This window comes from Arthrobacter sp. ZGTC131, assembly GCF_002929275.1.
In the GTDB taxonomy this organism is placed as follows: domain Bacteria; phylum Actinomycetota; class Actinomycetes; order Actinomycetales; family Micrococcaceae; genus Arthrobacter.
This window is the reverse complement of the sequence record NZ_PJIK01000005.1, coordinates 98,553-124,042: the sequence shown is the minus strand read 5'-3', so window position 1 is coordinate 124,042 and position 25,490 is coordinate 98,553. Positions and strand designations below refer to the sequence as shown.

Here is a 25,490-nt window from a genome sequence, read left to right as displayed (position 1 = left end):
TGTACGCCATTTCGGTAGTGGCGGAACTTCTGGGGACGGGGCAATAAAACATCCGACTCTATGAACGCCGCGGCCTGCTAACCCCGGAACGGACCGAGGGAGGCACCCGCCAGTACAGTGAATCCGACCTCGCGGTGCTTCGCCGTGTCGGAGAGCTCTTGGATGAGGGGCTCAATCTGGCAGGGGTGGCCAAGGTGCTGGAACTGGAAATGGACAACGCTCGGCTGCGGCGCCAGCTAAAGCGCTCCCGCAGCGCCCGTCCGAACGACAGCGTGTGAGGCAACCAGGACACCGTCCGCGCGGCTTACGGCCGGCCGCCGGCGAGAAGACCTGCTCCATGCCTTCTCCGCCTCTAGGACAGGCCCGCAATCCCGGGTTGCTTCCAGAGCGGTTCCCGTCCGGGAATGTTTCGGCTCAGCAGGTCCAGCAGTTCCCCCTGCTCCAGGCCGGCCGCCTCGCTGACCTCGGCAAGGGTGGCATCGCCGGTGCGCAGCAGAGCCGCGGCGGATTCCCGCAGCGTCCGGCACGCCACGTCCAGAGTAGTTTCGGCGGTTGCTATGACCGCCGCCAGCGCCCGCAGCCTCTGGAGTTCTGGGTTCATTTTCGAAGCACCACCCTTCATCTGAATCCCCCGGCCGGACCGGGAGTCCGACGGAATGCCCATGCGTGCACCCGGTGGGACTCGAACCCACGACCCGAGGATTGCAAGTCCGCTGCTGTCCCGGCTGAGCTACGGGTGCCCGCCGCCCTGCGCAGTATCCGTCCGCTTCTCCCCGCTGCCTCATCTCCGATCTATATCAGCCACCAAAGATTTACTAGCACCATCGCATGGCGCGCGCAAGAGTTTTTTCGGTGTGAAAAGCGGTTAAAAACCCTTGCGCGGGGCGACGGCCGGTGCTATTAAATCTATGTCATCGGATATAGATCCGGATCGAATCTGATCAAAGGAGGTATGTCATGTTGATGCTCGATCCGTTCCGTCAGCTGAACCGCCTCGCTGAACAGGTACTGGGCACCGTGGCCCATCCCGCCGCCATGCCGATGGATGCCTGGCGGGAAGGTGATGAATACGTCATCGCACTCGATCTGCCCGGAGTCGAGATCGATTCCATTGATCTGGGCGTTGACAAGAACGTCCTGACCGTCCGTGCTGAACGCAAGGACCCGGCCGGAAAAGACACCGAGTTGGTGGCATCCGAGCGGCCCCGTGGAGTCTTCAGCCGCCAGCTCATCCTCGGGGACGCCATGGAGACAGAGAACATCAAGGCGGGCTATGACGCCGGTGTCCTGACGCTGCGTATTCCCGTCGCCGCCCAGGCAGCGCCACGGAAGATCGAAATCGAGACCAAGGGAGGCCAGCAGCCCCAGATCAACGCGGCCTAACAGACCGGAACTGGGTACCCGTTACACGCTAACGCTGCCTCTTGGGCGGCTGGCATGAGAAAGAGCGCCACCGCGCCTGATAGCGCACATGCAGCAGCTGCGCACGGGCTCCCCCAGACCGGCAGTCCCCGGCCGCCCTGCGGCCGGGGACTGTTTTCCTGCAACTCGGCCGCAGGCAGGCTCACAAATGCTGCCAATCCTTTGCACGGCCTACCCCGCGGTCTGTCCTTACGGCGGAGCTGAGTTGAGGCACGACGTTGTCAGAGGCCCGCGGGCCCGGAACCCGCCAAGCGGCCGGTGGTTGCAGGATGTAAGGATTTGCCCTTGCCGTTCCTAACACTTCAGGGCTGGCCGACCAGGCCCAGCCCTGTTAGGGGGTGCGAGCAGTGCATGATGGCATCCCAGCGGATGGCTGGCAGGGCCGGCAAATCCCGTGAACCAGATCTGTTGGATTTGCCGAAACGGTTAACTCTCGGCGAAAGCAGCATTACCGGCAGGCGGCGTGTACATCCCTTCCCCTTTGGTTCCCGTTCATTCGCCCGGGAAAGGGTTGACACGGCCGGCCACCCGCCGGCGGCAATCACTCAAGCGGAGGTTCAATTTCGTGCACCCGACCCCTAATCCCCAAACCACGCGGTTATCCATGCCCCTTCGCCTAACCGGCGCACTGGCTCTCATAGCTACCAGCGTCATGGTTGGCCCCGCCGCGACCGCCGCTCCCGCCCCGGATGAAGCCGACTGGGCCTCCTCCGCCTATCGAGGAGGCGTCGACGTCGTTAACGCCCCGGCGACGAACCAGCAGACTCTCGATGGCACCGTATTCGATGACAAGAACAGGAACTCCAACCAGGAACCTGGTGAGCCGGGCATGCCCGGAGTGACAGTCTCCAACGGCCGCGACGTCGTCACGACCGACGGCCAGGGTCGCTATGACCTGCCGGCCTTCGACAACATGACCGTCTTCGTTACCCAGCCGCGCGGCTATCAGGTGCCGGTGGACGAGGACAACATCGCCCAGTTCTTCTATCACCATCTGCCCGAAGGCTCCCCTGCGCTGAAGTACGGGGGCATTGCCCCCACCGGAGCGCTTCCGGACAAAGTGAACTTCCCGCTGGCCAAGAGCCACAGCACCCAATCCCCGGAGCAGCACTGCGCCGTCGGCGCCGACGTCCAGACCTACGACCAGAAAGAGGTGGAGTTCGCGCGCAACGGTGTCTTCGCCGACCTGGCCGCCCGCACCGACTACGCCGGCTGCGGCGCCCTGTTCATTGGCGACATCGTGGGCGACGATCTGTCTCTCTACCCGCAGACCCGCGAGCTGACCTCCATGCTCAACGGCCCAGCCCGCTTCCTGCCCGGCAACCACGACCTCGACTTCGACGCCCTCGACGGCGAGCACGAGTTCGACACCTTCCGCGCCCAGTTCGGCCCGGAGTACTACTCCTACGACGCCGGCAAGGCCCACGTCGTGGCGCTAAGCAACATCCAGTACCCGACTCAAATCCCCGCGAAGAAGAGCAGCTACGCCTACGGCCTCGGCGAACGCCAGCTCGAGTGGCTGCGCCAGGACATCGCCTCTGTGCCCAAAGACCGGGCGATCGTGATCGCCTCCCACGCCCCGCTGCACGAGTTCTACTACTCCAACAGCTACACCCACGCCCAGATCGAGGAAATCTACAAGATCCTCAAGGGCCGCGAGGTAGTCTCCCTCGCCGGACACACCCACATGTCCGAGAACCTCCGCCAAGGCGACCTGATGGCAGGCTGGACCGACACACTCGGTGACGCCGGCCTGCCATTCACCCACCTGACTGTCCCGGCAGTGTCCGGCCAGTGGTACAACGGCCGGGTGCTCGAGGAGGGCTTCCCGTCCGCCGTCCAGCGCGACGGGACCCCTCCCGGCGTACTGACCCTGGACATCAAGAACACGGAGATCCACGAGCGTTTCACCGCGACCGGCGACGACGGTTCCGACCAGATGGCCCTGGGCATCAACTCCCCCGCCTACCGTGCCTGGTTCGACGTATACAAGAACCAGCGCGGCAAGGCCCCGTCCCCGGAGAACCCGAACGCTGTGGTCCAGGGCGACCTCGGTGAGTCCTGGCTGACCACCAACTTCTGGATGGGTTCCACCGGCTCCACCGTGAAAGTATCCATCGACGGCGGCGAGACCACCGAGGCCAAGCGCACCCAGACGATGACCGCGGACGACGTCCCGCTGATCGGCGCGGAGTACACCGATCCAGCCGCCACCCTCGAGCAGTTGGTGCACGGCGGCGGCCTCCATGACCGCACCTCCCACCTGTGGCGCCTCGAGCTGCCAGCAAACCTGGCCGTCGGCGAGCACACCGCCACAGTCACCGCGACCGACGTGCACGACCGCGAGTTCACCGAGACGATCACCTTCGAGGTCGTCAAGTAGCCCTCGTCCTAGTATCCGATGGTGGGTGGCTGCGTAACGCTGCCACCCACCATCGGGCGGCTGGCCCCTCTTACCCGAGCGGCACAGCGAGGTTGCAGATTCGGAACTCTCAGCATCTGTAGACATTTTTTCTCCGTAGCCCGCATGGTTGCTTTGCACGCCAGGACGGCGTTCTGGAGGACCATGGGTCTTCCAGCGCGGCCGCGGGGAGGGGCCTCTCCGGCGCCAGATGTAGAGAAAAAGGGCCTCTAAGACCATCTTCCGCCGTCTGAAAATTTCGTTATTTATCAGTTACGCTCCGGCCGCCAAAAAATGGGGACAGGACATATATTCCCATCTATTCTTTGAACTAATGCCGCCGGCCGCGATCTGTGGTTGAGGGAGCAGACACCGCGCTTTCAAGCGCTTTCAGAGGGATTCCAGAAGATGAGTTTCAACCGCTTTGGGATTTATGGTGCAATGACTGTGGCCGGTCTTTCTATCAGCCTTATCCTTTCAGCCTGCGGACCTCAACCGGCAGAGAATGCGACTGCGGAAAGCGCGGCCCCCAGCCTGAGCGCTGCTGCGCCATCGGCGCCCACGGCCTTTGCCACCACTACCGCCACTCCCACATCGCCTGCCACGACCGTTGCCTCGTCTCCTGAGGTTCCCGCACAGCAAGCCACGGCGACCCAGCCGGCACAGACACCACCTGCCGTAACTACTGCGCCGGCTCCTAAGATTCCCGCCCAGCCGGTCGAGCCGGTCCAGCCGACAGTGAAGTCCTTCACGTTCCCCGATGGGCACATTTCCTTCTCCTACCCGGCCGCCTGGTCCGTCAGAACCGAACGGGGCCCGGGCCGGGAGGGGCCTCCGTGGCAGCCCCTGAACGCTATCGTCTCGGACGGAACCGGCGCCGACCTCTTCAGCGTCGCAAGCGGCGCCGACGGCATCGGCTGCGCGGCAGGACCGGCCAACCGCACAGTGCTCGATAGAGCAGCTGTCCCAGGAATGCGTGAAGTTGATGGCACCACGCCCATGTTCGGATTTATCGTGGAAAACGTCGTCGGTGACGACTGGTACGTCATGGCGGTCATGCACCCCCGCAACCTGCAAGAGGGTGACGTCGGGTCGCACTGCACCTTACTCAGAATGGGAAATGGCGGCGCGCAGAACTGGGTCATCTTCAACCAGACGCCGTATCCGAGCCCCAAGTCGGCATTCCCGAGCCGACAGGCGGCAAAAGCGTGGATGGCCACGGCACAGTACGCACAGCTCAAGGCCCTCATAATGAGTCTGAAGTACTCCTAGTGGCCTCGAGAGAAATGGCACCGCGGTCCGCCAAACCGGGTGATCAAGAAGGACGAACATCCTTCTCCCCGTGGATGCAGCTGACTATTAATTCCAAATCCGGCCAATGCATCGTTAGTGCGATGCCATGACAGGCATCGCGATGCGAATACTTGCGTGAACATGCTTCTGCCAATTCACCTGCGTGCCAAATAGAGGCTCATCAGAATTTCGATGTCATCTTCGATTACGGTTCGAGGCGCCCACGCCCGGGGCTGGATAGTTTTCTCGCGGGGCGAACCCCGGGCATGGGAGTGGTTCGAGGCGCCCTGCCCGGGGCTGGAGAAGTTTTCCTTGCGTTGGGCAGACCTTGGCGAAACTTGAGCCGGCATCTAAGCGAGGTACCACTCGTTGACTCCCCCGGCGGGCACCTTGCATGACGGCCTGCTGACATACTCTGACGATGGCCGTTTACTTTGAATGCACAACGCGGACAAGCATGCCCAAATCGGAGCTCTTTGATCTTGCCCGCAGTATCGACGCCCACAAGGTGTCCATGGCGCAGTCTCGTGAAGAGGCTGTAGCAGGAGTCACGTCCGGTCTCATCTCCCTGGGAGAGGAAGTGACGTGGCGGGCCTGGCACTTCGGCATTCCGCTTCGAATGACGAGCCGGATCACACGGATGGAGGAGCCAGACTATTTCGTGGATGAGCAGGTCATGGGTCCGTTCCGGAGCTTCCGGCATGTCCATGAGTTCAATCAGGATTCAGGCGGAACTACGATGGTTGACCGGATTGAGTTCGCGGCACCGTTCGGACCCATCGGGCGTCTGGTCGAGAAGCTGGTCCTGGCGCGCTATCTCCGGGAGCTAATCGAGGCGCGGAATCGCCACCTCACCGGGGATTAACACACCGATAATTTGCGCCGGAAGGTACACGTACACCCCTACGGGCATACCGCTTCGTCCGGGCTCAGCCCCTCGAGGTGTTGCCCGGGTCACATTTTCGACTATTGTTGTCCGGGGCGCCACAGCGTCGTGGCCCCCGCCTCACGGCGCCAAGACTCCCGCGGCCACCAATTCTCCGGAGCGACCGCTACGATCCTGCCGGACTGCCGATCGCACCCACCAGGCCTGGGAGGTGCCGTACTCCCTCACGAATCGAGTGATGGGGGTATCGGCGCAGTTCCTCTGCACCGAGTTTGCCAGTAAGGACTCCGACGCCGGTCACGCCCGCGTTCGCGGCAGCCTGCAGGTCGTTGGCGGTGTCGCCTGCGGCCAGAACGGCCGCGACATCCGTGACGCCGATGCGTTCCATTGCTCGGTGGATCATGTACGGTGCGGGGCGGCCGCGGGGAACCTCATCGGAGGTCACGACGGCGTCCAGCAGTTCACCGTCGCCGACCCGCCAGCCCAGCGTGGCCAACAGCGGCTCTGCGACATCCTTGGAAAAACCGGTGGTCAGTGCCACTTTGATGCCTCTGGACTTCAGCGCCCGCAAGGCATCCTCCACGCCCTCAAGGGCCACCGGTGCATTCGCTGCATACAGGGCTGCCAGAATTTCCTGGAAGCGGACATACGTGTGGGCCTGGGTCCGTTCGCTGGAGTGCTCGCCCTGATCTGCCACAACACGGGCGTCATGGGAAAGCTCTGGGCCGAAGCCATGGAGGAAAGCGACCAGGGCCCTGTCCAGGCCCTCGCCTCTGCCGGTGCCACCAAGCTGCAACAGACCTTCCATGCGAGCATTCCCCTGGTTGTCCCCCAGTTCGTGGGCCTGCTTCTCTACCGGTTCGACGTGAATGTCAGGTCCTCGCTCGTCTTGGGCCTCGTCGGCGCCGGCGGAGTGGGGCTCCTCATCAACCAGGCCATCAAGTCGTTACAGTTCGACCAGATGCTCACGCACATGATCGTGGTGCTCATCCTCATCGTCGTTGTTGACCAGGCGTCAGCCCTGATTCGGCGCAGGCTCTCGGCCTGAGCTCTTTCTGAGGAGCACATGAGTGAGTACTCGAGCAGGACTTTGCCGCCGAGCCATAGCAGCACCCCACGCGAGAAGGTACAACTGAACCATGACGACCTCGCTCCTAGTGCTCGGCCCGATGATGCGGTACGTGGATGAAACCTCAGCGAGTATCTGGGTGGAGACCCAGGGAGCTGCCCGGGTCGCGGTCCGTGCCGGGGGCAGGACGTGGGAGGCCCCCACCTTCGCAGTGCACGGCCACCATTACGCGCTGGTGGCCGTGGACGGACTGGCGGGAGGATCGGTCACGCCCTACACCCTCGAGGTCAACGGGGCGCGGGTCTGGCCCGAACCCATGTCTGAGTTCCCTCCGCCCGTGATCGCGACGCTGAAACCGGGCAAGCCGCTTCGGATGGCCTACGGCTCCTGCCGCACGAGCGTCCCGCACGACGAGTCCGGCAACCGGTCCCACGGCGTCGACTCGCTCCGTGCTTTCGCGGTGGAGATGGCCTCCGGCAACGGCCAGGCATGGCCTGATCTGGTGGCCTTCCTCGGGGACCAGGTGTACGCCGACCTGACCAGCGAGCAAATGCAGGAATTCATCCGCGCCCGCCGCGACATCAAGGCCCAGCCGGGCAAGGAGCTCAAGGACTACGAGGAATACTCCCACCTCTACCATCTGGCCTGGTCCGACCCGGCCAACAGGTGGCTGCTGTCCACCCTTCCCAGCGCCATGATCTTTGACGACCACGACATCCGCGACGACTGGAATGCCTCGCTGAGCTGGCGGAAGAAAATGGAAGCCACCTCCTGGTGGCATGAGCGGATCGTCGCCGGGCTGGCCTCGTATTGGGTCTACCAGCATCTGGGGAACCTGTCGCCGCGGGAACGGGCGGAGGATCCTATCTGGCGGCAGATCGCCGGGCACTCTGGCGAGGCCGAGCTCGACCTGAGCGGGGAACTGGACCGCTTGGCCGAACGGGCGGACCAGGAACCCACATCCTACCGGTGGAGCTTCTGCCGGGATTTCGGCGACACTCGATTGATAGTGGTGGACTCCCGTGCCGCCCGGAGCCTGGCGCCTGGCGACCGTGCCCTGCTTGACGAGGCGGAGATGACCTGGCTGGATGCCCGGATGCGGGGCGGCTTCCGCCACGTAATCGTGGCGACGTCGCTGCCATTCCTATTGCCGATGGGCCTGCACTACGTAGAATCCTGGAACGAGGCCGTTTCTGAAGGCGCATGGGGCAGGCTGGCTGCCAGTGCCGGCGAGAAGCTGCGGCAGGCGCTGGACCTTGAACACTGGGGCGCATTCGAGAAGACCTTCCGGAAGGTGGCGGACATGGTGACCGAGGTTGCCGACGGCAAACGCGGGACCGCACCCGAATCGGTCATTTTCCTCGCCGGAGACGTCCACTACTCCTACGTTTCGGAAGTGGAACGTGCTGCGGGAAGCCGGATCGTGCAGGCTGTCTGCTCCCCCATTCGCAACCCGCTACCGCGGACCATGAGGTCCTTCGCGGCCATCATGTCCTACGGCCTTGCCACGCCGGTGGGGGCCTTGGCCGCGCATTCGGCGCGCGTCCCGGACCCCCCGTTTCGCTGGTCGGGACTCAGGGGCCCGTGGTTCCACAACAACCTGGCCTGCCTTGAGGTGGCACCGGAGGGTCTGAAGCTTTGGTGGCAGACAGGCGTCGTGGACAACGGCGACCAGCAACACCCCACGCTGAAACGCGTTGCTTCCCTGACCCTGGCTCCGAGGAGCGCCGCGGCAGCCCGCAGGCCGTAGCCCTACTACCTTGGTGGTGATTTGCACATGGCGCTCGCAATAGTGATCGGGTGCACCTTTTTGCTGTTGCTCGGACTCCTCGCGGTGATCGGGTGGGGAGGCCATCCGCTTAAGGACCCCGCCCCCGCTTCTGCCTCCATTGAAGCCGGGCCGCCTCCCCCGCGGGACTCTGCAGGTCCAGCGCCGGGCGAGGTCCGCGGTGCGCCGGAGGACCCCTCGGACGCTAAGATTGCTGCGCTCCGGAAGTATCTCTGGTGGGCTAACGTTGCCACCTTCGCGGCCCTGGCCTCCGCATTGCTGGCCGCGTGGCCCGGCGGCCGGCTGATCATGAGAGTCCTCGCATTGACCTCGCCGGACTCGGCTCAGGGCCGGTTGACGGAGGCCCAGGCCAACGTCGGCTTCCCAACCCTTGAAGGGTCTTTGGCCCTGTTCTTCTTCGCCGGACTGCCTGCCGGTTACCTCGTCGCGATCCTGTACGTTGTCCTGCACCGTTGGCTGCCGGCCGGCCGGCTGGCGGGACCCTTGCTTGGGGTCCTCCTGCTCATCTGGCTTGGCGCACTGCTCGATCCCCTGCGTGCGGACAACATTGACTTCAATATCGTAGGACCGGGCTGGCTCGCCGTCGCTCTGTTCACCGGCCTCTCGATCCTGCACGGCGCCGTCGCCGCGGCCGCTGCGGGCTGGTGGAGTGAGCGGCTACCGCTGTGGGCCGACAGGACAGCCAAATACTACGCCCCACTGCTCCTGGGATTCGTGCTCTTCCCGCCTGCGGCCGTCGCCGTGGGGTTGGGTGCCCTTGTGCTCCTGACCTGGATGACGATCTTTCCAGTGGGCTCAGCGGTCGCGCGCGGGAGGGCGCGCCTACCAGCCTGGGCAGGTGCAGGCGTCCTTATTGCCGCTTCGGCTGCAGCCCTTCCAGCTTTCGTCAGCGCAGTGATTTCAATTGCGTCCCGGACAACATGAGGTGACTAGCCGCCGTCGTACGCCTTTTGAAGTTCGGCGATGTCGAGCTTCCGCATGCCCAACATGGCTTGGACGGCGCGCTGGGATCCTGCGGGATCCGGCCCGCCGATGAGCTGGCCGAGCACCGACGGCACGATCTGCCACGAAACCCCGTACCTGTCCTTGAGCCAGCCGCACTGGCTCTCGGTCCCGCCGTCGGTCAGTGCGTTCCAGTACCGGTCGACTTCATCCTGCGAGGCGCAGTCCATCACGAACGAGACCGCTTCGGTGAATGAGAACGCCGGTCCCCCATTCAGCGCCTGGAACGCCTGACCCTCGATGTCGAATTCGACGACGACGGCCTGGCCTACGGGGCCGGGTCCGCCTTCGCCGTAGCGCGAGACATTCTTGATTTTGGCGTTGTCGAACACTGACACGTAATACTCGGCGGCTTCCTCGGCCTCGGTGTCGAACCAAAGACAGGCTGTGATCTTCTGCATGCTGATGTCCATTCCCTGAGATCGACGGGACCGAACGCCGATGGCCCCGATCCGTTGCGGCTTGAGCGTATCCCCCTGCCGGCGCGGAGACAACGGTAGGGGCACGGGCGATTTGTGGTCCGCCGCCGTGCTGCATTTAGCATCGATCATGGCCATCTCCGAAGCAGTCCTTCAGTACGCGCTCGTCGCTGCCCTCCTGACCGTGATTCCGGGGATGGACACCGTTCTGGTTCTGCAAACGGCGATCAGCCGGGGCCACGGAAGGGCGTTTGCCACCGCCGCGGGCATCTGCACCGGCACCGTGCTCTGGGGAGTCGCCGCAGCACTGGGTGCGTCCGCCTTGCTGGCAGCCTCCGAAACGGCTTTCACGGCGCTGAAGGTAGCCGGCGCCTGCTACATGGCCTGGCTGGCCATCAGCATGATCGTGCGCAGCTTCCGTCCCGGCACGGTCGGCGACACAGCAGTCTCGGTCCGGCAGGGCAGTGCTCGCTCTGCATGGCTGTCGGGCATCACCACCAGCCTGCTGAACCCCAAGGTGGGCGTTTTCTACATGGCGATGATTCCGCAGTTCCTGCCGCCGGACGCCTCTCCGCTCCTGATGGGCCTCCTGCTGCCGCTGGTCCACAGCGTCGAAGGAATGGCTTGGTTCGCACTCATCATTCTTGCCACCCACCATGCGCGGCGCTGGCTCCAGTCGGACACCGTGTCGAAAGCGACGGACCGGATTGCCGGCGTCGTCCTTCTGGCCTTCGCCGCAAAGATCGCCACCAGCAAGGCCGCCTGACGGTTACGCTATCCCGGCGGCTCGCCGGCCGGCAGCTGGCTGACCAGTCCCACCGTGTTGCCTTCGCTGTCCTTGATGAAACCCATCCATTCGTCCGTTCCCGCGGGGCCCAGCCTCGAATCCTCGTGGCGGAAGATCACCTGCGGCGCGGCGACCACAGCGACTCCCCTGGCCTCAAGTTCGTCCATGAGCCGCCGGACATCCGGGACGTCCAGGTAGATCAGCGACGGCGGAGCTCCCTTCTCGAGCAGGAGGCGGACGCCGTCGAGGTTGAAGAAGAGCAGTCCCGGCGGATCGTAGACAGCCAGCGGCCGGGTTCCCAGCAGGGCCGAATAGAACTCCGCCGCCCGGTCAAGGTTCTCGGCGCGCTGTGCGACCTGTATGACTCTCACTGGTCCTCCTTCGCTGGGCGTTGCACGGGTCCTGCGAGCATCGTCGGCGATTTTCCCGGCCGAGGCAACAGCGGCCAACGCGGCGCCCGAAACCGATAGGCTCGGAGGCATGCGCTCCACAGAAGAACCCGCGACCCTGCGGTCCACTCCCCGACTCATTGCAGCAACGGCGGCCGCAGACACGGTGCTCATCCTGACGTTCGCCGCCATCGGCCGGGACGCCCATTCCCGGGGAGAACCCGTGGCGGGGGTCCTGCTCACCGCCTGGCCGTTCCTGGCCGGCGCGGCCGCTGCCTGGCTCCTGCTGCGGCTGTGGCGCCGCCCCCTGGCGCTGTGGCCGGCCGGCGTTGCGGTGTGGCTCGGCGCCGTGGGCATCGGGATGCTGCTCCGCGCGTCGACTGGCCAGGCTGTGGTGCTGCCGTTCATCATCGTGGCTCTTCTGAGCCTCGCCGTTTTTCTCCTCGGCTACCGCCTTCTCGTCGCCGGCCTGCTCCGGCTGCGGCGATCCCGGCGGCAAGGCTGATGTACTAGGCTGGCACCACATCGCACACGAGCCGGGCACCGTCACGGCACACCTGATCCGGAAGGGTTCACAGTGATCACCGCATTTGTCCTGATCAAGACCGACGCCTCGCGAATCCCGGAGACGGCCGAGGAGATTTCCGCCATCCAGGGCATCAGCGAGGTGTACTCCGTCACCGGGGAATGGGACCTGATCGCCGTGGCCCGCGTGGCGCAGCATGAGGACCTTGCAGACGTGATTGCTGACAAGCTGTCCAAGGTGCCCGCTGTGGTGCACACCACCACGCACATAGCCTTCCGCGCGTACTCGCAGCATGATCTCGATGCCGCCTTCGCGCTGGGGTTCGAGTAGCCACAGCGTGAAAGAGGGATGGCCCGGCACGTTGGTGCCGGGCCATTCCTTTTTCGGACCTAACCCTGGGTCAGACTGACCCATTTGTCGAGGACGGCGGCAGCGGCGCCGGAATCAACGGACTCGGCGGCCCGCTCCAAGGCCACGCGCATGCGCTCCGTCAGCGGCCCGGCGGCGTTAAGATCGTAGGCCACGAGCCCTGCCGCGGCGTTCAGCAGAACGGCGTCGCGGACGGGCCCGGCCACGCCCGCCAGGACGTCACGGACGACGGCGGCATTCACTTGGGCGTCACCGCCGCGTAGCTCCTCCACAGTCGCGGGACGGATGCCAAGGGCCTGCGGCGAAAACTGCTGTTCCGTCACTTCGCCGTCGCGGATTTCCCACACGGTCGAGGGGCCGGTGGTGGTCAGTTCATCCAGGCCGTCGCTGCCGCGAAACACCAGGCCGCGGCTCCCCCGCCGGGCCAGCACGCCAGCTACAAGGGGAGCCATGCGAGCATTGGCCACGCCGACGGCGGAGGCCTGGACCCCCGCCGGGTTGGTGAGGGGTCCGAGGAAGTTGAACGCCGTCGGTATGGCAAGCTCGCGGCGGGGCACGGCGGTGTGGCGGAACGACGGATGGAACACCTGGGCGAAGCAGAACGTTATTCCTGCCTCTTCGGCATTGCGGGCAACGTCCGGGATAGGAAGGTCCAGCCGCACTCCGAGGGCTTCGAGAACATCAGCTGAGCCCGACGATGAGGACGCCGCACGGTTTCCGTGCTTGACCACTCGTGCCCCGGCTCCGGCGCAGACGAGCGCCGCCATGGTGGAGATGTTGACCGTGTTGAGCTGGTCCCCGCCGGTGCCCACGATGTCGAGCTTCTCGCCGGCAATGTCTATGGGTTTCGCGTGGGCAACCATGGCGTCGACCAGGCCTGCCAGCTCCTCCACTGTCTCTCCCTTTGCGCGCAGCGCAACGAGGAAACCGGCGATCTGGGCGGGCGTCGCTTCCCCGGACATGATGGTGTCCATGGCCCATGCTGTGTTGTCCGCAGTCAGGTCCTTACCGTCCATAAGTGCGGAGATGAGCCGCGGCCAGGTGTTGCCTGCCGCCGGTGCCGATGCCTGAGAAGTCACCTCCTGATGCTATCGAGGTGCGCGTTCAGAAGACCAATGTGAACGGTGCCGGGAACTTTTCAGCGCGATTTCGCGTCTTTGTAGAAAAAGTCTCCCCAAAAGGCGGTTTGCGTTGGGCAGGACGGAGTTTTACAGACATAATGTCTATGTGACATCTGCGACCCATGCCCCCAGTACCCCGGCGCACCCCACGCTGAACCGCCCCAATATGGTTTCTGTTGGAACCGTAGTCTGGCTGTCCAGCGAGTTGATGTTCTTCGCCGGCCTCTTCGCCATGTACTTCACACTCCGGTCTACGTCCGGTCAGATGTGGGCCGAAGAGACAGCAAAGCTCAACTTCCCCTTTGCGCTCGTTAACACCATCGTCCTCGTGGCAAGTTCTTTCACCTGCCAGATGGGCGTTTTCGCCGCCGAGAGGCTCCAGCCCCGCCGCAGCGGAGGTCCGCTGCAGTTCACCCGCTGGGGCATGAACGAGTGGTTCACGCTGACGTTCCTCATGGGCGCGTTCTTCGTTGCCGGCCAGACCATGGAATACGCCATGCTGGTTTCCGAGCACGTGACGCTGTCCTCGAACGCTTACGGCTCGGCCTTCTACATGACCACGGGCTTCCACGGCCTGCACGTCATCGGCGGCCTGATCGCCTTCCTCCTCATCATGGGCCGCTCCTTCGCCGCGAAGAAGTTCGGCCACTTCGAGGCGACGTCGGCGATTGTCACCTCGTACTACTGGCACTTCGTGGACGTCGTCTGGATCGGCCTCTTCCTGGTCATCTATGTACTCCAGTAGTCACCGCTTGACTCTTTTTCTACAAGAGACAGATTTTCAAGAAGCGGCTCCCGGAGCCGACGCACGAACGAATAAAGGAACCACCACGTGAAGGCACTCTCGCAGAAGCGACGTCACCCACTGGCAGCGATTGCGCTGCTGTTGATGGGCCTCCTCCTCACTGGTGGGCTGTACGCCGTTGCCACCAGCGCCAATGAGGCCAAGGCCAGCACCGCCGACTTCAGCGCCAGCGACACCGAGGAAGGCGGCAAGCTGTTCGCCGCCAACTGTGCCACCTGCCACGGCATGGGTGCCGGCGGAACGCAGGACGGCCCCTCCCTGGTGGGTGTCGGCGCCGCCGCTGTTGACTTCCAGGTCGGCACCGGACGCATGCCCATGCAGATGAACGGCCCGCAGGCTTACGAGAAGCCCGCCCAGTTCAACGACGAACAGACCCGCCAGCTTTCCGCTTACGTCGCCTCGCTGGGGCCCGGCCCCTCGATTCCCTCCGCGGAACTCACGGACGCACAGGGCAACGCCGCCGAAGGTGGAGAGCTCTTCCGTGTGAACTGCGCCATGTGCCACAACGCTGCTGCTGCAGGCGGCGCGCTCACCCGCGGCAAGTTCGCCCCGGCCCTGACCGACGTTTCCGGCAAGCACATCTACGAAGCAATGGTGACCGGTCCGCAGAACATGCCGGTCTTCAGCGACTCCAACGTTTCCCCGGAAGGCAAGCGCGACATCATCACCTTCCTCAAGCAGATTGAGGCCAACGGCTCCCCCGGCGGCGCTGACCTCGGTGCGCTCGGCCCGGTCTCCGAAGGCCTGTTCGTATGGATCGCCGGCCTCGGCGTCATCATCGCCTTCACCATCTGGCTGACGTCCCGCACGTCCTAGCCGGACCCGGGCACTGTAAGAATGTCCTGCTGACCGTTCAGCAGGTTCGAAATTGAACATTAACTCGGCGGAAGCCGAGACGAGAGAAGGATGAGGCGAATCATGGGCAACCATAGTGACGGCAGTCCGAACCACTCGGGCACCGTAGCTACGGCTGGTCAGAATGAGGTGGAGAAGTTCCAGGATCCTGGAATTCCCCCGCATCGTTTGCGCCTGGCTGACACGGACCCGAAGGCCGCGAAGCGAGCAGAACGGCAGGTTGCCATTCTGTTCGGCACTTCGGTCGTTGGCACCGTGATCTTCCTGGTGGCGTACTTCGCCATCGATCTGGGCGATGACTCCACCATCGCCACCATCAGGCTCCAGAATGCACTGCTGGGCTTGGGAACTGCGTTCGCCATGCTCGGCATAGGCACCGGCATTGTCCACTGGGCCAAGGCCCTCATGCCGGACCACGAAGTCTCGGAGGAACGTCACCCGATCCGCACGGAAGACGACCGCCAGGCCGCAGTGCGAATCGTCGATGACATCGTCGAGGAGACGGGCATCAAGCGCCGTCCCCTGATCCGGAACACCCTGCTCGGCGCTGTGGCACTTGCACCCCTGCCGGCGCTGGCCGTCTTCGGTGACCTGGGCCCGCGGCCGGACAACAAGTTGGCACACACCATGTGGGCTCCGCAGGAAGGCAAGCTCAAGCGCCTGACCCGCGACCCCGACGGCACTCCTATCAAGGCCTCGGACGTGACCATCGGTTCCGCCTTCCACGTGATCCCGGAAGGCCTCAACGATCTGCACGAAGGCAAGCTCAACGAGAAGGCCAAGGCCGTCGTTCTGCTCATGCGCCTCGATCCTTCCTCGCTGAACCCGTCCGCGGGACGTGAGAACTGGGGCTACAACGGCATCGTTGCCTACTCGAAGATCTGCACCCACGTCGGATGCCCTGTTGCCCTTTACGAGCAGCAGACGCACCACCTGCTGTGCCCGTGCCACCAGTCAACCTTCGACCTCACCCAGGAATGCAAGGTTATCTTTGGCCCGGCCAGCCGCCCCCTCCCCCAGCTGCCCATTGCAGTCGATAATGAGGGATACCTGGTCGCTACCAGCGACTTCAAAGAACCTGTAGGACCAAGTTACTGGGAGCGTGATGAGCATGAGCGCAGCATCAACAGCTGAAGCCCCCGCGTATGTAGCCAACACCAAAGTCGGACGTGTTACTGATTTCGTTGACGAGCGTGTCGGCGGATCCGGAATCCTCCGTGAATTCGGCCGCAAAGTATTCCCGGACCACTGGTCCTTCATGTTCGGCGAGGTGGCGCTGTACTCCTTCGTCATCCTGTTATTGTCCGGGACGTTCCTGACATTCTTCTTCGATCCGTCCATGGCCGAGACGCACTACACGGGCTCCTACACGCCGCTGAAGAACGTTGAAATGTCTGTCGCTTACAGTTCGTCATTGGATATCTCCTTCGACGTGCGCGGTGGTCTGTTCATGCGCCAGGTCCACCACTGGGCCGCCCTGCTGTTCGTTGCGTCCATCGCAGTCCACATGCTGCGCGTGTTCTTCACGGGCGCCTTCCGCAAGCCCCGCGAGCTCAACTGGGTGGTGGGCGGCGTCCTACTGATCCTGGCCATGGCCGCCGGCTTCACCGGTTACTCCCTCCCCGACGACCTCCTGTCGGGTAACGGCCTGCGCATCATCGACGGCGTCATCAAGTCGATCCCCGTGATCGGTACGTACATCTCCTTCTTCCTGTTCGGCGGGGAGTTCCCGGGTACCCTCATCATCGGCCGCCTGTACATGCTGCACATCCTGCTGGTACCGGCATTGATCCTGCTGATGATCGTCCTGCACCTCTTCATGGTGGTTGTGCACAAGCACACCCAGTACCCCGGTCCGGGCCGCAATGACGGCAACGTCGTCGGCTACCCGCTCGGTCCGGTCTACGCGGCGAAGGCCGGTGGATTCTTCTTCATCGTCTTCGGTGTGATCGCCCTGATGGCCGGGTTCTTCACGATCAACCCGATCTGGAACTACGGCCCGTACGATCCCTCGCCGGTGTCCGCCGGCACCCAGCCCGACTGGTACATCGGATTCGTTGACGGTGCCCTGCGACTCATGCCGGGTGTGATCGGCAATTTTCACTTCGAATACGTGATCTTCGGCTATGTTCTGACATTGAATGTGCTGCTGCCCGCGCTGGTTCCGGCAGGCATTATCTTCACTGTTCTATTCATGTATCCGTGGATTGAGCGTTGGATCACCAAGGACAACCGCGAGCACCACGTCCTGGACCGTCCCCGCAACGCTCCGACCCGCACAGCCATCGGCATGGCCGGCTTCACCTGGTACTGCGTCATGTGGGCGGCCGCGGGGTCCGACCTCATCGCGACTCACTTCCACGTGTCTCTGAACGACGTGACCTACTGGTTGCGCACGCTGTTCTTCATCGGCCCGATCCTCGCCTTCGTCGTCACGAAGCGCGTCGCCCTGGCCCTGCAGCGCAAGGACCGCGAGATTGCCCTCCACGGCCGCGAGACCGGCCGCATCGTGCGCCTTCCGCATGGCGAGTTCATCGAAGTCCACGCACCGCTCGACGAGTACAAGCGTTACAAGCTTGTCGGCTTTGAGTCGCCGGTTCCGCTTCCGGCTGTGCCGAACGAACATGGCATCGTCACCCGCAAGGAGAACCGCCGGGCCAAGCTGTCCCAGTGGTTCTTCGAGGACAGGGTTGCTCCGGCAACTCCCGCTGAGCTCGAGGCCGGCCACGGCCACCACGAGGCAGTGGAAGCCGGCGAGGCGCAGAAGACGCTTAGCCACTAGGCCTACCAGCTAGTCCTTATCAATACGCAGAAAGGCCCGGTCCGCTTGGACCGGGCCTTTCTGTGTTCTGTTCGCTGTTCGCTGCTCGTCTGCTGTGTCTCCGACTGCTCGTCCGCCGAATGCCTTGTAGCGGCTCCCTCCAGCCGGTCCGGCTACTGGTGGCGGTAACCCGAAGCGTAGTTTCGCGCAGGCCGGGTGCCGGGACGCTGCAGCGGCACCCAGAGCTTATAGCGGTCCGCACGGTAGTAGGAGACTGAGTAGTCCACCATGGTGCGGGCAACGAATGCGTGCCGCTGGATCTTCAGCAGCGGTGACCCTATTTCAACGTTCAACAGCCTTGCGGTGGAAGGTGAGGCGGCCGTCGCTTCGATCATGTCCTCGCCCCATTCCATGACGAGGCCGAACTGCTCGCTCAGGACGTTGTACAGCGAAGTGGGCGGTTCGCCGTCCAGCAGGCCCGGAACGCGGTGCGCGGGGATGAAGTTCTCGTCCACGCTCATTGGCTCGTTATCGGCCAGCAGGAGGCGCCGGAAGCGCACCAGGGGTGTTCCCTCCTCCAGCTGCAGTTCGCGCGCGAGGAAGGCGCTTGCGGCGATCTGCTCGAAGCTGAGCACCTTGGCCGCCGGAACCATGCCGCGGCGCTGCATTTCTTCGCTGTAGGAGGTGAGCTTGACCTGGAGATCCAGTTTTGGCTTGCGCACGAACGTACCCAGCCCCACCACACGTTCGATGACCTCCTCCCCCACGAGAGCGTCAATGGCTTGCCGGACGGTCATCCGGGCCAGCCCGAAACGCTCCGCCAGGTCACGTTCCGAAGGCAGGCCCGATCCGGGCGGGCACGAAGTGGTGATGTACGTCCTGAGGATCTCGCGAAGCTGGACGTAAATGGGGGTTCCGCTTTTCCTGTCGATCTCGCCGACAATGCCGGAGGCGTTAGCGGCCACGGCAGTTACTCCTGGAATGCATGTTCACATTTCAAGGGTAGGCCATTCACCTGTCAGGTCTAGACCACGCATCGGGCGGCCGTGAGGGCCCTCCGGGGCGGATATTCTTAAGGTCAGACATGAAAGACGACGGCGCCGTTCCGTCCAAGAAGAGGAGTCCCGTTGCCAGTTCGCAAGGCAATTGTCACAGCCGCCATCGGCCTGCACGCCCGCCCAGCTGCGGTCTTCGTGCGTGCCGTGACGGAGACCGGGCTGCCGGTGACCATCAGTAAGGCCGGCATTGACGCCGTAGACGCCCGCTCGCTGCTCGAGGTCATGACAGCCGACTTCGACTGCGGCTGCGAGGTGGAGCTGGGCGTCACCGAGGCGGCTCTTCCGGCCGGCCGGAGCGTGGTGGAGGCAGAATCGGCGTTGTTGGGCCTGGCCGAGCTGCTGGAGTCCCAGAAGGCGGGCTGACACTAACCGCAGGCGGCCATTGCCGCGGCCAACAACATTAACAGCGGCAACAACAGGAAACGACGGCGGGCCCCACCAAAAGGTGGGGCCCGCCGTCGTTCAGGCTGTGTCCTGAGAGTTTAGTGCGCGTGGTCTCCGCGGCTGTACTCGTAGACCCAGCCTACGAGGGCCACAAGGGCCATGCCTGCTGCGATGAAGGTGATCCAGAAGCCAATCGCAAGGCCCAGGAAGCCGGTTGCACAGGCCAGGCCCAGCACCAGCGGCCACCAGCTCCAGGGGCTGAAGTGCCCCTGCTCGCCGGCGCCTTCGTGGATCTCGGCGTCATTGCGGTCCTCGGGACGCATGCCGACGCGCTTGCCGGTGAACCCAAGGTAGGCACCGATCATGCCGGCCAGGCCGCCCACGAGGAGAATGCCCAGGATGCCGACCCACTCACTCCAGTTGGTCAGGAATCCGTAAACGATTGAGACAGGGACGAAGAAGAAGACTCCTGCTCCAAAAATCCATGATTCGATCTTCACTGCGCGGTGTCCTTCTGATCGGCGTTACCGAGCACGGATGCTGCCGGTGCTGGTGACTCAACGGTTTGTGACTGTGACAGCTCGGGGTGGTGCAGATCCAGGGCAGGACGCTCCGAGCGGATGCGGGGCAGGGACGTGAAGTTGTGGCGCGGCGGCGGGCAGGACGTTGCCCACTCCAGCGAAGCCCCGAAGCCCCAGGGATCGTCCACCTGGACCTTCTCCGCGCTCCGTGAGGTGATGTACACGTTCCAGAGGAACGGGATCAGCGACGCGCCCAGCACGAACGAGGAGATGGTGGAGAACTGGTTCATCCAGGTGAAGTTGTCCTCCACCAGGTAGTCCGCGTAGCGGCGGGGCATGCCTTCGACACCGAGCCAGTGCTGGATCAGGAACGTGCCGTGGAAGCCGAGGAACAGGAGCCAGAAGTGGATCTTGCCGAGGCGCTCGTTGAGCATCTTGCCCGTCCACTTCGGCCACCAGAAGTAGAAGCCGGCGAACATCGCGAACACCACGGTGCCGAACACCACGTAGTGGAAGTGCGCCACCACGAAGTAGGAGTCGGAGACGTGGAAATCCAGCGGCGGGGAAGCCAGGATGATGCCGGTCAGGCCGCCGAAGAGGAACGTGATGAGGAAGCCGATGCTCCACAGCATGGGGGTCTCGAACGTGATGGAACCGCGCCACATGGTGCCGATCCAGTTGAAGAACTTCACCCCCGTGGGGACCGCGATGAGCATGGTCATGAATGCGAAGAACGGCAGCAGCACCGAGCCGGTGACGTACATGTGGTGTGCCCACACGGTCACGGAGAGCGCGGCGATGGCGATCGTGGCGTAGACCAGGCCCTTGTAGCCGAAGATCGGCTTGCGGCTGAAGACCGGGAAGATCTCCGAAACGATGCCGAAGAAAGGCAGCGCGATGATGTACACCTCGGGGTGGCCGAAGAACCAGAACAGGTGCTGCCACAGGACGGCGCCGCCGTTTTCCGGATCGAAGATGTGGGCACCGAACCGGCGGTCCGCTCCGAGGGCGAACAGCGCGGCGGCCAGCGGCGGGAAGGCCATCAGTACGAGGATCGCCGTGACCAGCGTGTTCCAGGTGAAAATGGGCATGCGCCACATGGTCATGCCCGGAGCGCGCATGCAGATGATGGTGGTGATGAAGTTGACCGCGCCCAGGATGGTGCCGAAGCCGGAGAGCGCCAGGCCGAAGACCCACAGGTCACCGCCGATGCCCGGGCTGAACGTCGTGTTGGACAGCGGGGCGTAGGCGAACCAGCCGAACGATGCCGCACCCTGCGGGGTGATGAAGCCGGACACCGCGATGGTGGAGCCGAACAGGAAGAACCAGAACGCCAGGGCATTCAGGCGCGGGAAGGCAACGTCCGGTGCGCCGATCTGCAGGGGCATGATGACGTTCGCGAACCCTGCGAACAGCGGGGTGGCGAACATGAGCAGCATGACCGTGCCGTGCATGGTGAACAGCTGGTTGTACTGCTCCTTGGTCTGCAGGACCTGCATGCCGGGTTCGAACAGCTCGGCGCGGATGAGCAGCGCCATCACGCCGCCGAGGCAGAAGAAGATAAACGAGGCGATCAGGTACATGTACCCGATGGTCTTGTGGTCCGTGGAGGTGATCCAGTTGACGACGATGCGTCCCTTGGACTTAGGAACTACGGGAGCCGCAAGGGTCCCGACAGGTGCGGATTGAGTGTAAGTAGCCACGTCGCTCCCCTTACTTTGTTTCGTTCAGGTTCGGGTTGCGGTCGTACTCTTCGCCGAGCAGGCCCGTGTTGCCGTCCTGGCGCAGCTGGGTCAGGTGAGCCTGGAATTCGGACTCGGACACCACCTTCACGCGGAACAGCATTTCGGAGTGGTATTCACCGCAGAGTTCGGCGCACTTGCCGTCGTAGGTTCCCTCTTTGGTGGGCGTGAACCGGATGTAGTTCGTCTTGCCCGGGATCATGTCCCGCTTCTGCAGGAATGCCGGAACCCAGAAGGAGTGGATGACGTCGCGGGAGTTCAGTTCGAGATCAACGGACTTGTTGACCGGCAGGTAGAGCGTGGGCAGCTTTTCCTTGTCCAGTTCCTTGCCGGTAAGGTGCGCCTGGACGCCGGCCTCGTGGACGTCTTCGGTGACGACGTCGCCCTGCTTGTAGTTGAAGTCCCAGGCCCACTGCTTGCCACGGACGTCGACAACGACGTCGGCGGGCTTGGAGCGGTCATCAATGGCCTGCTGGTCACGGTCGGTGAAGTAGAAGAACACCAGCACCATGAAGAGCGGGATGGTCAGGTAGAAGACCTCGAGGGGGAGGTTGAAGCTGGTCTGCCGCGGGAAGCCCACGGTCCCCTTGCGGCGCCGGTAGGCGACGATGCACCAGACGATGAGTCCCCAGGTGATGATGCCCACCACGAGGGCGGCAATCCATGAGTTGACCCAGAGGTCCATGATGCGGTCAGTGTGATTGGTGGTGCCACGCTCGGTGGGCAGCCACCCCTTCGTTACCTCTGGCGAACATCCAGTCAAAACCAACGCGCCGGCAATTGCCAAGCCAGAGATCGAGGTGATCGTTTTGCGTCGGCTGCCGGTTCGGTTCTGCGAACTCACAGACGGCCCTTCCTACTTGTTGCTGTTGCCAAGGCGGCATGAAGCTTCCCGGGCACACTAAAAGTTTTACTACTCGGTGTAGAGCTTACCGCCCCCCGCGGGATTTCGCCCACATGTCTGACCAGTGTGGCGGCGCCGGTTGTCACCGACGCCGCCACAACGGTCTAGAAGGGGCAAAAGTGCCCGTTAGTGGAAGGAATCACCACATGCGCAGGATCCGCCGGCATTGGGATTGTCGATGGTGAAGCCCTGCTTGGAGATGGTGTCTTCGAAGTCAATGCTGGCGCCGCTGAGGTAGGGCACGCTCATCTTGTCGACGACGACCTCGACACCGTCGTAGTCGCGAACAGCGTCTCCCTCAAGGAGGCGCTCGTCGAAGTAAAGCTGGTAAATCAGGCCGGAGCAGCCGCCCGGCTGTACGGCAACGCGGAGACGGAGGTCTGTGCGGCCTTCCTGCTCAAGGAGGCTGCGGACCTTTCCTGCTGCAACGTCGGTCAGCTGAACCTCGTGGCTCGCCAGTTCGTCACTGGCCGTACCGGTGGGTTCGGTGCTGTTTTCATTGGTCGTAGTGCTCATTGGCCTACCTTCTAACGACTGTCCTGGCGGCCCCGCTTGCACGGTGCCTGCCCCTACGGAAACGGTATGGGCTATAGCTACATGCTACGTCGATCACGCCTGTAGCTCTAACTAAAGACGTAACCGAAGCCTTCCCGGACTTGTTCCCGCGCCGTCTCCGGCGGCTCTCCGGGCGCTGCCGAAGTTCCGCGGTTTCGCCGCCGGGACCCATCCGCCGGGGCCCCGAACCGCCAGTTCCTGATGTCAGCGCATATCTTCGGCATTGAGCCGGGCCAGCAGGAGCGCTTCGGCGAGGACGGCGTTCCGGAAGTCCTCCAGGTGCAGGGATTCGTTGGCGGAGTGCGCCCGCGAATCCGGGTCCTCAACTCCCGTCACGAGAATCTGGACAGCCGGGTACACGTCTGTCAGGTCGGATATGAACGGGATGGAACCGCCGATGCCCATCTCCACGGCCGGCACCCCCCAGGCTTCCCCGAGTGCCCAGAGTGCGAACCCCGCGGCAGCGGAGCTTGTGTCCGTCTGGAACGCGTTGCCGCTCTCCCCCGGCGTGAAGACCACTTTCGCTCCGAACGGCGCGTTGCGCTCGACATGCTTCCGGACCGCCTCCATTGCCTCGGACGGGACCTGGCCGGGGGCCAGGCGCAGGCTGAACTTGGCGCGGGCCCTGGGAAGCAGTGTGTTGGAGGCGACATCCACGGCCGGCGCGTCGAAGCCGATGATGGACAGCGCCGGTTTGGTCCACAGGCGGGATGCGATGGTGCCGCTCCCGGCGAGCTGGACGCCGTCGAGCACGGAGGCGTCGGCGCGGTATTCCGCTTCGGTGAGATCGACGTCAACGTCGTCCCGGCTGACCAGCCCGGCCACGGCCACATTTCCCTCAGCGTCGTGCAGCGTGGCAATGAGCCGTGACAGCAGCGTGGGCGCATCCAGCACCGGTCCGCCGAACATTCCCGAGTGCACGGCGTGGTCGAGCACCTGCACCTCGACGGTTCCGTCGATCAGCCCGCGGAGGCTGGTGGTGAGCGCCGGAACGCCCACCTTCCAGTTGCTGGAGTCAGCCACCACGATGACGTCCGCACGGAGCAGTTCGCGGTGGGTTTCAAGAAATGTCCGGAATGTCGGCGAGCCGGCTTCTTCCTCTCCCTCGAAGAACAGGGTGACGCCGAGCCCGAAATCGTCGCCGAGCACCTGCGTCACGGCCCCGTAGGCGGCGATGTGGGCCATGATCCCGGCTTTGTCATCCGCGGCGCCGCGGCCGTACAGCCGGCCGCCACGTTCGACGGCGGTAAAGGGCTCGGAATCCCACAGCGCCTCATCCCCCGGCGGCTGGACATCATGGTGTGCATACAGCAGGATGGTCGGCTTGCCTTCCGCAGCCTCCCGGCGCGCCACCACGGCCGGTCCCCCGGGCGTGCCGTCTTCCTTGTTGCACCGCAGGATACGGACGTCGGCAATACCGGCGTTCCGGACGAGGGCAGCGACGGCCTCGGCACTGCGGTCCAGCGGCGCGGGATCGAAACTTGGCCATGCTATGCCCGGAACACTGACCAGATCCTTCAAGTGGGCAACCGTGGAATCAAAGGATGCACTGACGGCGCTGCGCAGGGCGTCGGAGTCGACGCCCGCCACTGGGTCACCGATCTCTTGCGGGGTCGCCGCTGGTGATGGAGTCATGGCCCAAACACTACCTGTGTCACACACCACAGCAAACCGCGGTTCCGGACTGCCAGGCGCCAGTCCGAGGCACGTGCTGCCTGCCCGCCGGCATGACGGTGGGCCGAGTCCTGCAAGGTATTCTGTTGTGGTGTTCGGACGTAAAAAGGAAGCGCCAACGGCGCAGGACGTAGTAGACCAGCAGGCTGCCCAGGCAGCGGCCCAGAGTGAAGCTTTGGGCAAGGGCGCCCCCACGCCCAAGCGCAAGGCTCAGGAGGCTGCCCGCAAGCGCCCCCTTGTGCCCGAGGACCGCAAGGCCTCCAAGGCGGCAGAGCGTGCTGCCATCGCGGACCAGCGCCTCAAGATGCGCCAGGCCATGGATACGGGCGACGAGAAGTTCCTGCCGATCCGTGACAAGGGGCCCCAGAAGCGCTTTGCCCGCGACTACGTGGATGCGCGCTTCAGCCTGGGCGAGTACCTCATGTTCGGCGCGCTGGTGTTCGTCATCATCTCGTTGGTGGTCCCGTCCACGAGTGAGCAGATGATCTACGTCCTCGGCGGATTCTGGGTCATGTTCCTGGCCGTCTTCGTGGACGTGTTCATCCTCTCCCGCAAGCTCCGCAAGCGGCTCACCGAAAAGTTCGGCGAGGTGGAGCGCGGCACCGTCTGGTACGGCTCGATGCGCTCCCTGCAGTTCCGGAAGCTCCGCCTGCCCAAGCCCCAAGTCCAGCGCGGGCAGTACCCGTCCTGATCAAACCGTTCCTCCAGGCTGGCCCTTTCTGAGGACCGGCCCCGGACCCTCCAGAGTGCAGCAGCCC

General features: G+C 63.9%; 29 protein-coding genes and 1 tRNA gene. 17 read left to right on the top strand and 13 right to left on the bottom strand.

All coding sequences use genetic code 11. The features are described 5' to 3' along the window. Nucleotides 1–50: 50 nt before the first annotated feature. Nucleotides 51–278, top strand: coding sequence for a MerR family transcriptional regulator (locus CXQ90_RS08770; RefSeq protein ID WP_308470549.1), 228 nt, complete (start codon nucleotides 51–53; stop codon nucleotides 276–278). Between the two features lie 74 nt (nucleotides 279–352). Here CXQ90_RS08770 and CXQ90_RS08765 read toward each other — a convergent pair whose 3' ends face one another. Next, nucleotides 353–601, bottom strand: a complete 249-nt coding sequence (locus CXQ90_RS08765) for a hypothetical protein (protein WP_104138501.1) — start codon at nucleotides 599–601, stop codon at nucleotides 353–355. A gap of 66 nt (nucleotides 602–667) precedes the next feature. Next, nucleotides 668–740: transfer RNA gene (locus tag CXQ90_RS08760), tRNA-Ala, on the bottom strand. Between the two features lie 217 nt (nucleotides 741–957). Here CXQ90_RS08760 and CXQ90_RS08755 point away from each other — a divergent pair. Next, nucleotides 958–1,383 (top strand): Hsp20/alpha crystallin family protein, encoded by a 426-nt coding sequence (locus tag CXQ90_RS08755; protein ID WP_104138500.1) that lies wholly within the window; start codon nucleotides 958–960, stop codon nucleotides 1,381–1,383. A 643-nt stretch (nucleotides 1,384–2,026) separates the two neighbouring features. After that, entirely contained in the window at nucleotides 2,027–3,805 is a 1,779-nt protein-coding gene (locus CXQ90_RS08750; protein ID WP_104138498.1) for a calcineurin-like phosphoesterase family protein, read from the top strand. 509 nt (nucleotides 3,806–4,314) lie between these two features. Here CXQ90_RS08750 and CXQ90_RS22100 read toward each other — a convergent pair. Next, a complete protein-coding gene (locus CXQ90_RS22100) occupies nucleotides 4,315–4,593 on the bottom strand; it encodes a hypothetical protein (protein ID WP_146068866.1) in 279 nt (92 codons plus the stop codon). Nucleotides 4,594–4,795: 202 nt separating this feature from the next. Here CXQ90_RS22100 and CXQ90_RS22095 point away from each other — a divergent pair, with 202 nt between their 5' ends. Beyond that, nucleotides 4,796–5,095, top strand: a complete 300-nt coding sequence (locus CXQ90_RS22095) for a hypothetical protein (protein WP_146068865.1) — start codon at nucleotides 4,796–4,798, stop codon at nucleotides 5,093–5,095. A gap of 442 nt (nucleotides 5,096–5,537) precedes the next feature. After that, a complete protein-coding gene (locus CXQ90_RS08740; protein WP_104138495.1) occupies nucleotides 5,538–5,981 on the top strand; it encodes an SRPBCC family protein in 444 nt (147 codons plus the stop codon). A 187-nt stretch (nucleotides 5,982–6,168) separates the two neighbouring features. On the opposite strand, the gene CXQ90_RS22090 is transcribed toward CXQ90_RS08740, so the two are convergent. Beyond that, complete coding sequence (locus CXQ90_RS22090) at nucleotides 6,169–6,699, bottom strand: HAD-IA family hydrolase (RefSeq protein WP_258064430.1); 531 nt, start codon at nucleotides 6,697–6,699, stop codon at nucleotides 6,169–6,171. Between the two features lie 12 nt (nucleotides 6,700–6,711). Here CXQ90_RS22090 and CXQ90_RS22085 point away from each other — a divergent pair, with 12 nt between their 5' ends. The 3 genes from CXQ90_RS22085 to CXQ90_RS08725 all read left to right on the top strand — a co-directional run bounded on the left by CXQ90_RS22085 (nucleotide 6,712) and on the right by CXQ90_RS08725 (nucleotide 9,784). Further along, nucleotides 6,712–7,050, top strand: coding sequence for an ABC transporter permease (locus CXQ90_RS22085; protein ID WP_146068863.1), 339 nt, complete (start codon nucleotides 6,712–6,714; stop codon nucleotides 7,048–7,050). Between the two features lie 91 nt (nucleotides 7,051–7,141). Next, nucleotides 7,142–8,821, top strand: a complete 1,680-nt coding sequence (locus CXQ90_RS08730) for an alkaline phosphatase D family protein (protein WP_104138492.1) — start codon at nucleotides 7,142–7,144, stop codon at nucleotides 8,819–8,821. Nucleotides 8,822–8,848: 27 nt separating this feature from the next. After that, nucleotides 8,849–9,784: a hypothetical protein gene (locus CXQ90_RS08725; protein WP_104138491.1), complete on the top strand. Its 936-nt coding sequence runs from the start codon at nucleotides 8,849–8,851 to the stop codon at nucleotides 9,782–9,784. Between the two features lie 5 nt (nucleotides 9,785–9,789). Here the strand turns inward: CXQ90_RS08725 and CXQ90_RS08720 are convergent, their stop codons facing one another. Further along, the gene (locus tag CXQ90_RS08720; RefSeq protein WP_104138666.1) at nucleotides 9,790–10,263 is read right to left on the bottom strand and encodes a VOC family protein; all 474 of its coding nucleotides are present in this window, start codon (nucleotides 10,261–10,263) and stop codon (nucleotides 9,790–9,792) included. Nucleotides 10,264–10,411: 148 nt separating this feature from the next. On the opposite strand from CXQ90_RS08720, the gene CXQ90_RS08715 reads away from it, so the two are divergent. Continuing rightward, a complete protein-coding gene (locus CXQ90_RS08715) occupies nucleotides 10,412–11,047 on the top strand; it encodes a LysE family translocator (protein WP_104138665.1) in 636 nt (211 codons plus the stop codon). Between the two features lie 8 nt (nucleotides 11,048–11,055). On the opposite strand, the gene CXQ90_RS08710 is transcribed toward CXQ90_RS08715, so the two are convergent. Next, nucleotides 11,056–11,439: a VOC family protein gene (locus CXQ90_RS08710; RefSeq protein WP_104138489.1), complete on the bottom strand. Its 384-nt coding sequence runs from the start codon at nucleotides 11,437–11,439 to the stop codon at nucleotides 11,056–11,058. A 109-nt stretch (nucleotides 11,440–11,548) separates the two neighbouring features. Between CXQ90_RS08710 and CXQ90_RS08705 the strand changes: the two genes are divergently transcribed. Both CXQ90_RS08705 and CXQ90_RS08700 read left to right on the top strand, forming a co-directional pair. After that, nucleotides 11,549–11,962 carry a DUF3054 domain-containing protein gene (locus CXQ90_RS08705; protein ID WP_104138488.1) on the top strand — a complete coding sequence of 138 codons (414 nt, stop codon included), beginning with the start codon at nucleotides 11,549–11,551 and terminating at the stop codon, nucleotides 11,960–11,962. A gap of 72 nt (nucleotides 11,963–12,034) precedes the next feature. Further along, nucleotides 12,035–12,313 (top strand): Lrp/AsnC family transcriptional regulator, encoded by a 279-nt coding sequence (locus tag CXQ90_RS08700; RefSeq protein ID WP_056623968.1) that lies wholly within the window; start codon nucleotides 12,035–12,037, stop codon nucleotides 12,311–12,313. Nucleotides 12,314–12,372: 59 nt separating this feature from the next. On the opposite strand, the gene trpD is transcribed toward CXQ90_RS08700, so the two are convergent. Continuing rightward, nucleotides 12,373–13,431, bottom strand: a complete 1,059-nt coding sequence (gene trpD, locus CXQ90_RS08695; RefSeq protein ID WP_104138486.1) for an anthranilate phosphoribosyltransferase — start codon at nucleotides 13,429–13,431, stop codon at nucleotides 12,373–12,375. Between the two features lie 112 nt (nucleotides 13,432–13,543). Between trpD and CXQ90_RS08690 the strand changes: the two genes are divergently transcribed. From CXQ90_RS08690 to CXQ90_RS08675, 4 genes are all read left to right on the top strand, one after another. Then, complete coding sequence (locus tag CXQ90_RS08690; RefSeq protein WP_258064429.1) at nucleotides 13,544–14,218, top strand: heme-copper oxidase subunit III; 675 nt, start codon at nucleotides 13,544–13,546, stop codon at nucleotides 14,216–14,218. A gap of 87 nt (nucleotides 14,219–14,305) precedes the next feature. Then, entirely contained in the window at nucleotides 14,306–15,094 is a 789-nt protein-coding gene (locus CXQ90_RS08685; protein ID WP_104138483.1) for a c-type cytochrome, read from the top strand. Nucleotides 15,095–15,196: 102 nt separating this feature from the next. Next, on the top strand, nucleotides 15,197–16,267 hold the full coding sequence (locus tag CXQ90_RS08680; RefSeq protein WP_104138482.1) for a ubiquinol-cytochrome c reductase iron-sulfur subunit: 1,071 nt from the start codon (nucleotides 15,197–15,199) through the stop codon (nucleotides 16,265–16,267). Next, the gene (locus tag CXQ90_RS08675) at nucleotides 16,245–17,915 is read left to right on the top strand and encodes a ubiquinol-cytochrome c reductase cytochrome b subunit (protein ID WP_104138480.1); all 1,671 of its coding nucleotides are present in this window, start codon (nucleotides 16,245–16,247) and stop codon (nucleotides 17,913–17,915) included. Before CXQ90_RS08680 ends, CXQ90_RS08675 begins: the two co-directional genes overlap by 23 nt. 152 nt (nucleotides 17,916–18,067) lie before the next feature. On the opposite strand, the gene CXQ90_RS08670 is transcribed toward CXQ90_RS08675, so the two are convergent. After that, the gene (locus CXQ90_RS08670; RefSeq protein ID WP_104138478.1) at nucleotides 18,068–18,859 is read right to left on the bottom strand and encodes a GntR family transcriptional regulator; all 792 of its coding nucleotides are present in this window, start codon (nucleotides 18,857–18,859) and stop codon (nucleotides 18,068–18,070) included. Nucleotides 18,860–19,021: 162 nt separating this feature from the next. Here CXQ90_RS08670 and CXQ90_RS08665 point away from each other — a divergent pair, with 162 nt between their 5' ends. After that, nucleotides 19,022–19,315, top strand: coding sequence for an HPr family phosphocarrier protein (locus CXQ90_RS08665; RefSeq protein WP_104138477.1), 294 nt, complete (start codon nucleotides 19,022–19,024; stop codon nucleotides 19,313–19,315). A gap of 119 nt (nucleotides 19,316–19,434) precedes the next feature. Here the strand turns inward: CXQ90_RS08665 and CXQ90_RS08660 are convergent, their stop codons facing one another. The 5 genes from CXQ90_RS08660 to CXQ90_RS08640 all read right to left on the bottom strand — a co-directional run bounded on the left by CXQ90_RS08660 (nucleotide 19,435) and on the right by CXQ90_RS08640 (nucleotide 24,693). After that, on the bottom strand, nucleotides 19,435–19,836 hold the full coding sequence (locus tag CXQ90_RS08660; RefSeq protein WP_104138475.1) for a cytochrome c oxidase subunit 4: 402 nt from the start codon (nucleotides 19,834–19,836) through the stop codon (nucleotides 19,435–19,437). Continuing rightward, nucleotides 19,833–21,560, bottom strand: a complete 1,728-nt coding sequence (ctaD, locus tag CXQ90_RS08655) for a cytochrome c oxidase subunit I (protein WP_104138474.1) — start codon at nucleotides 21,558–21,560, stop codon at nucleotides 19,833–19,835. The genes CXQ90_RS08660 and ctaD overlap by 4 nt, the downstream gene beginning before the upstream one ends. Before the next feature lie 10 nt (nucleotides 21,561–21,570). Then, nucleotides 21,571–22,443 carry a cytochrome c oxidase subunit II gene (gene coxB, locus CXQ90_RS08650; RefSeq protein WP_104138472.1) on the bottom strand — a complete coding sequence of 291 codons (873 nt, stop codon included), beginning with the start codon at nucleotides 22,441–22,443 and terminating at the stop codon, nucleotides 21,571–21,573. Nucleotides 22,444–22,629: 186 nt separating this feature from the next. Beyond that, nucleotides 22,630–23,019 carry an iron-sulfur cluster assembly accessory protein gene (locus CXQ90_RS08645; RefSeq protein ID WP_104138470.1) on the bottom strand — a complete coding sequence of 130 codons (390 nt, stop codon included), beginning with the start codon at nucleotides 23,017–23,019 and terminating at the stop codon, nucleotides 22,630–22,632. Nucleotides 23,020–23,262: 243 nt separating this feature from the next. Then, complete coding sequence (locus tag CXQ90_RS08640; protein WP_104138469.1) at nucleotides 23,263–24,693, bottom strand: dipeptidase; 1,431 nt, start codon at nucleotides 24,691–24,693, stop codon at nucleotides 23,263–23,265. A 130-nt stretch (nucleotides 24,694–24,823) separates the two neighbouring features. Between CXQ90_RS08640 and CXQ90_RS08635 the strand changes: the two genes are divergently transcribed. Continuing rightward, complete coding sequence (locus tag CXQ90_RS08635) at nucleotides 24,824–25,423, top strand: DUF3043 domain-containing protein (protein WP_104138663.1); 600 nt, start codon at nucleotides 24,824–24,826, stop codon at nucleotides 25,421–25,423. The last annotated feature ends 67 nt before the right edge of the window (nucleotides 25,424–25,490 follow it).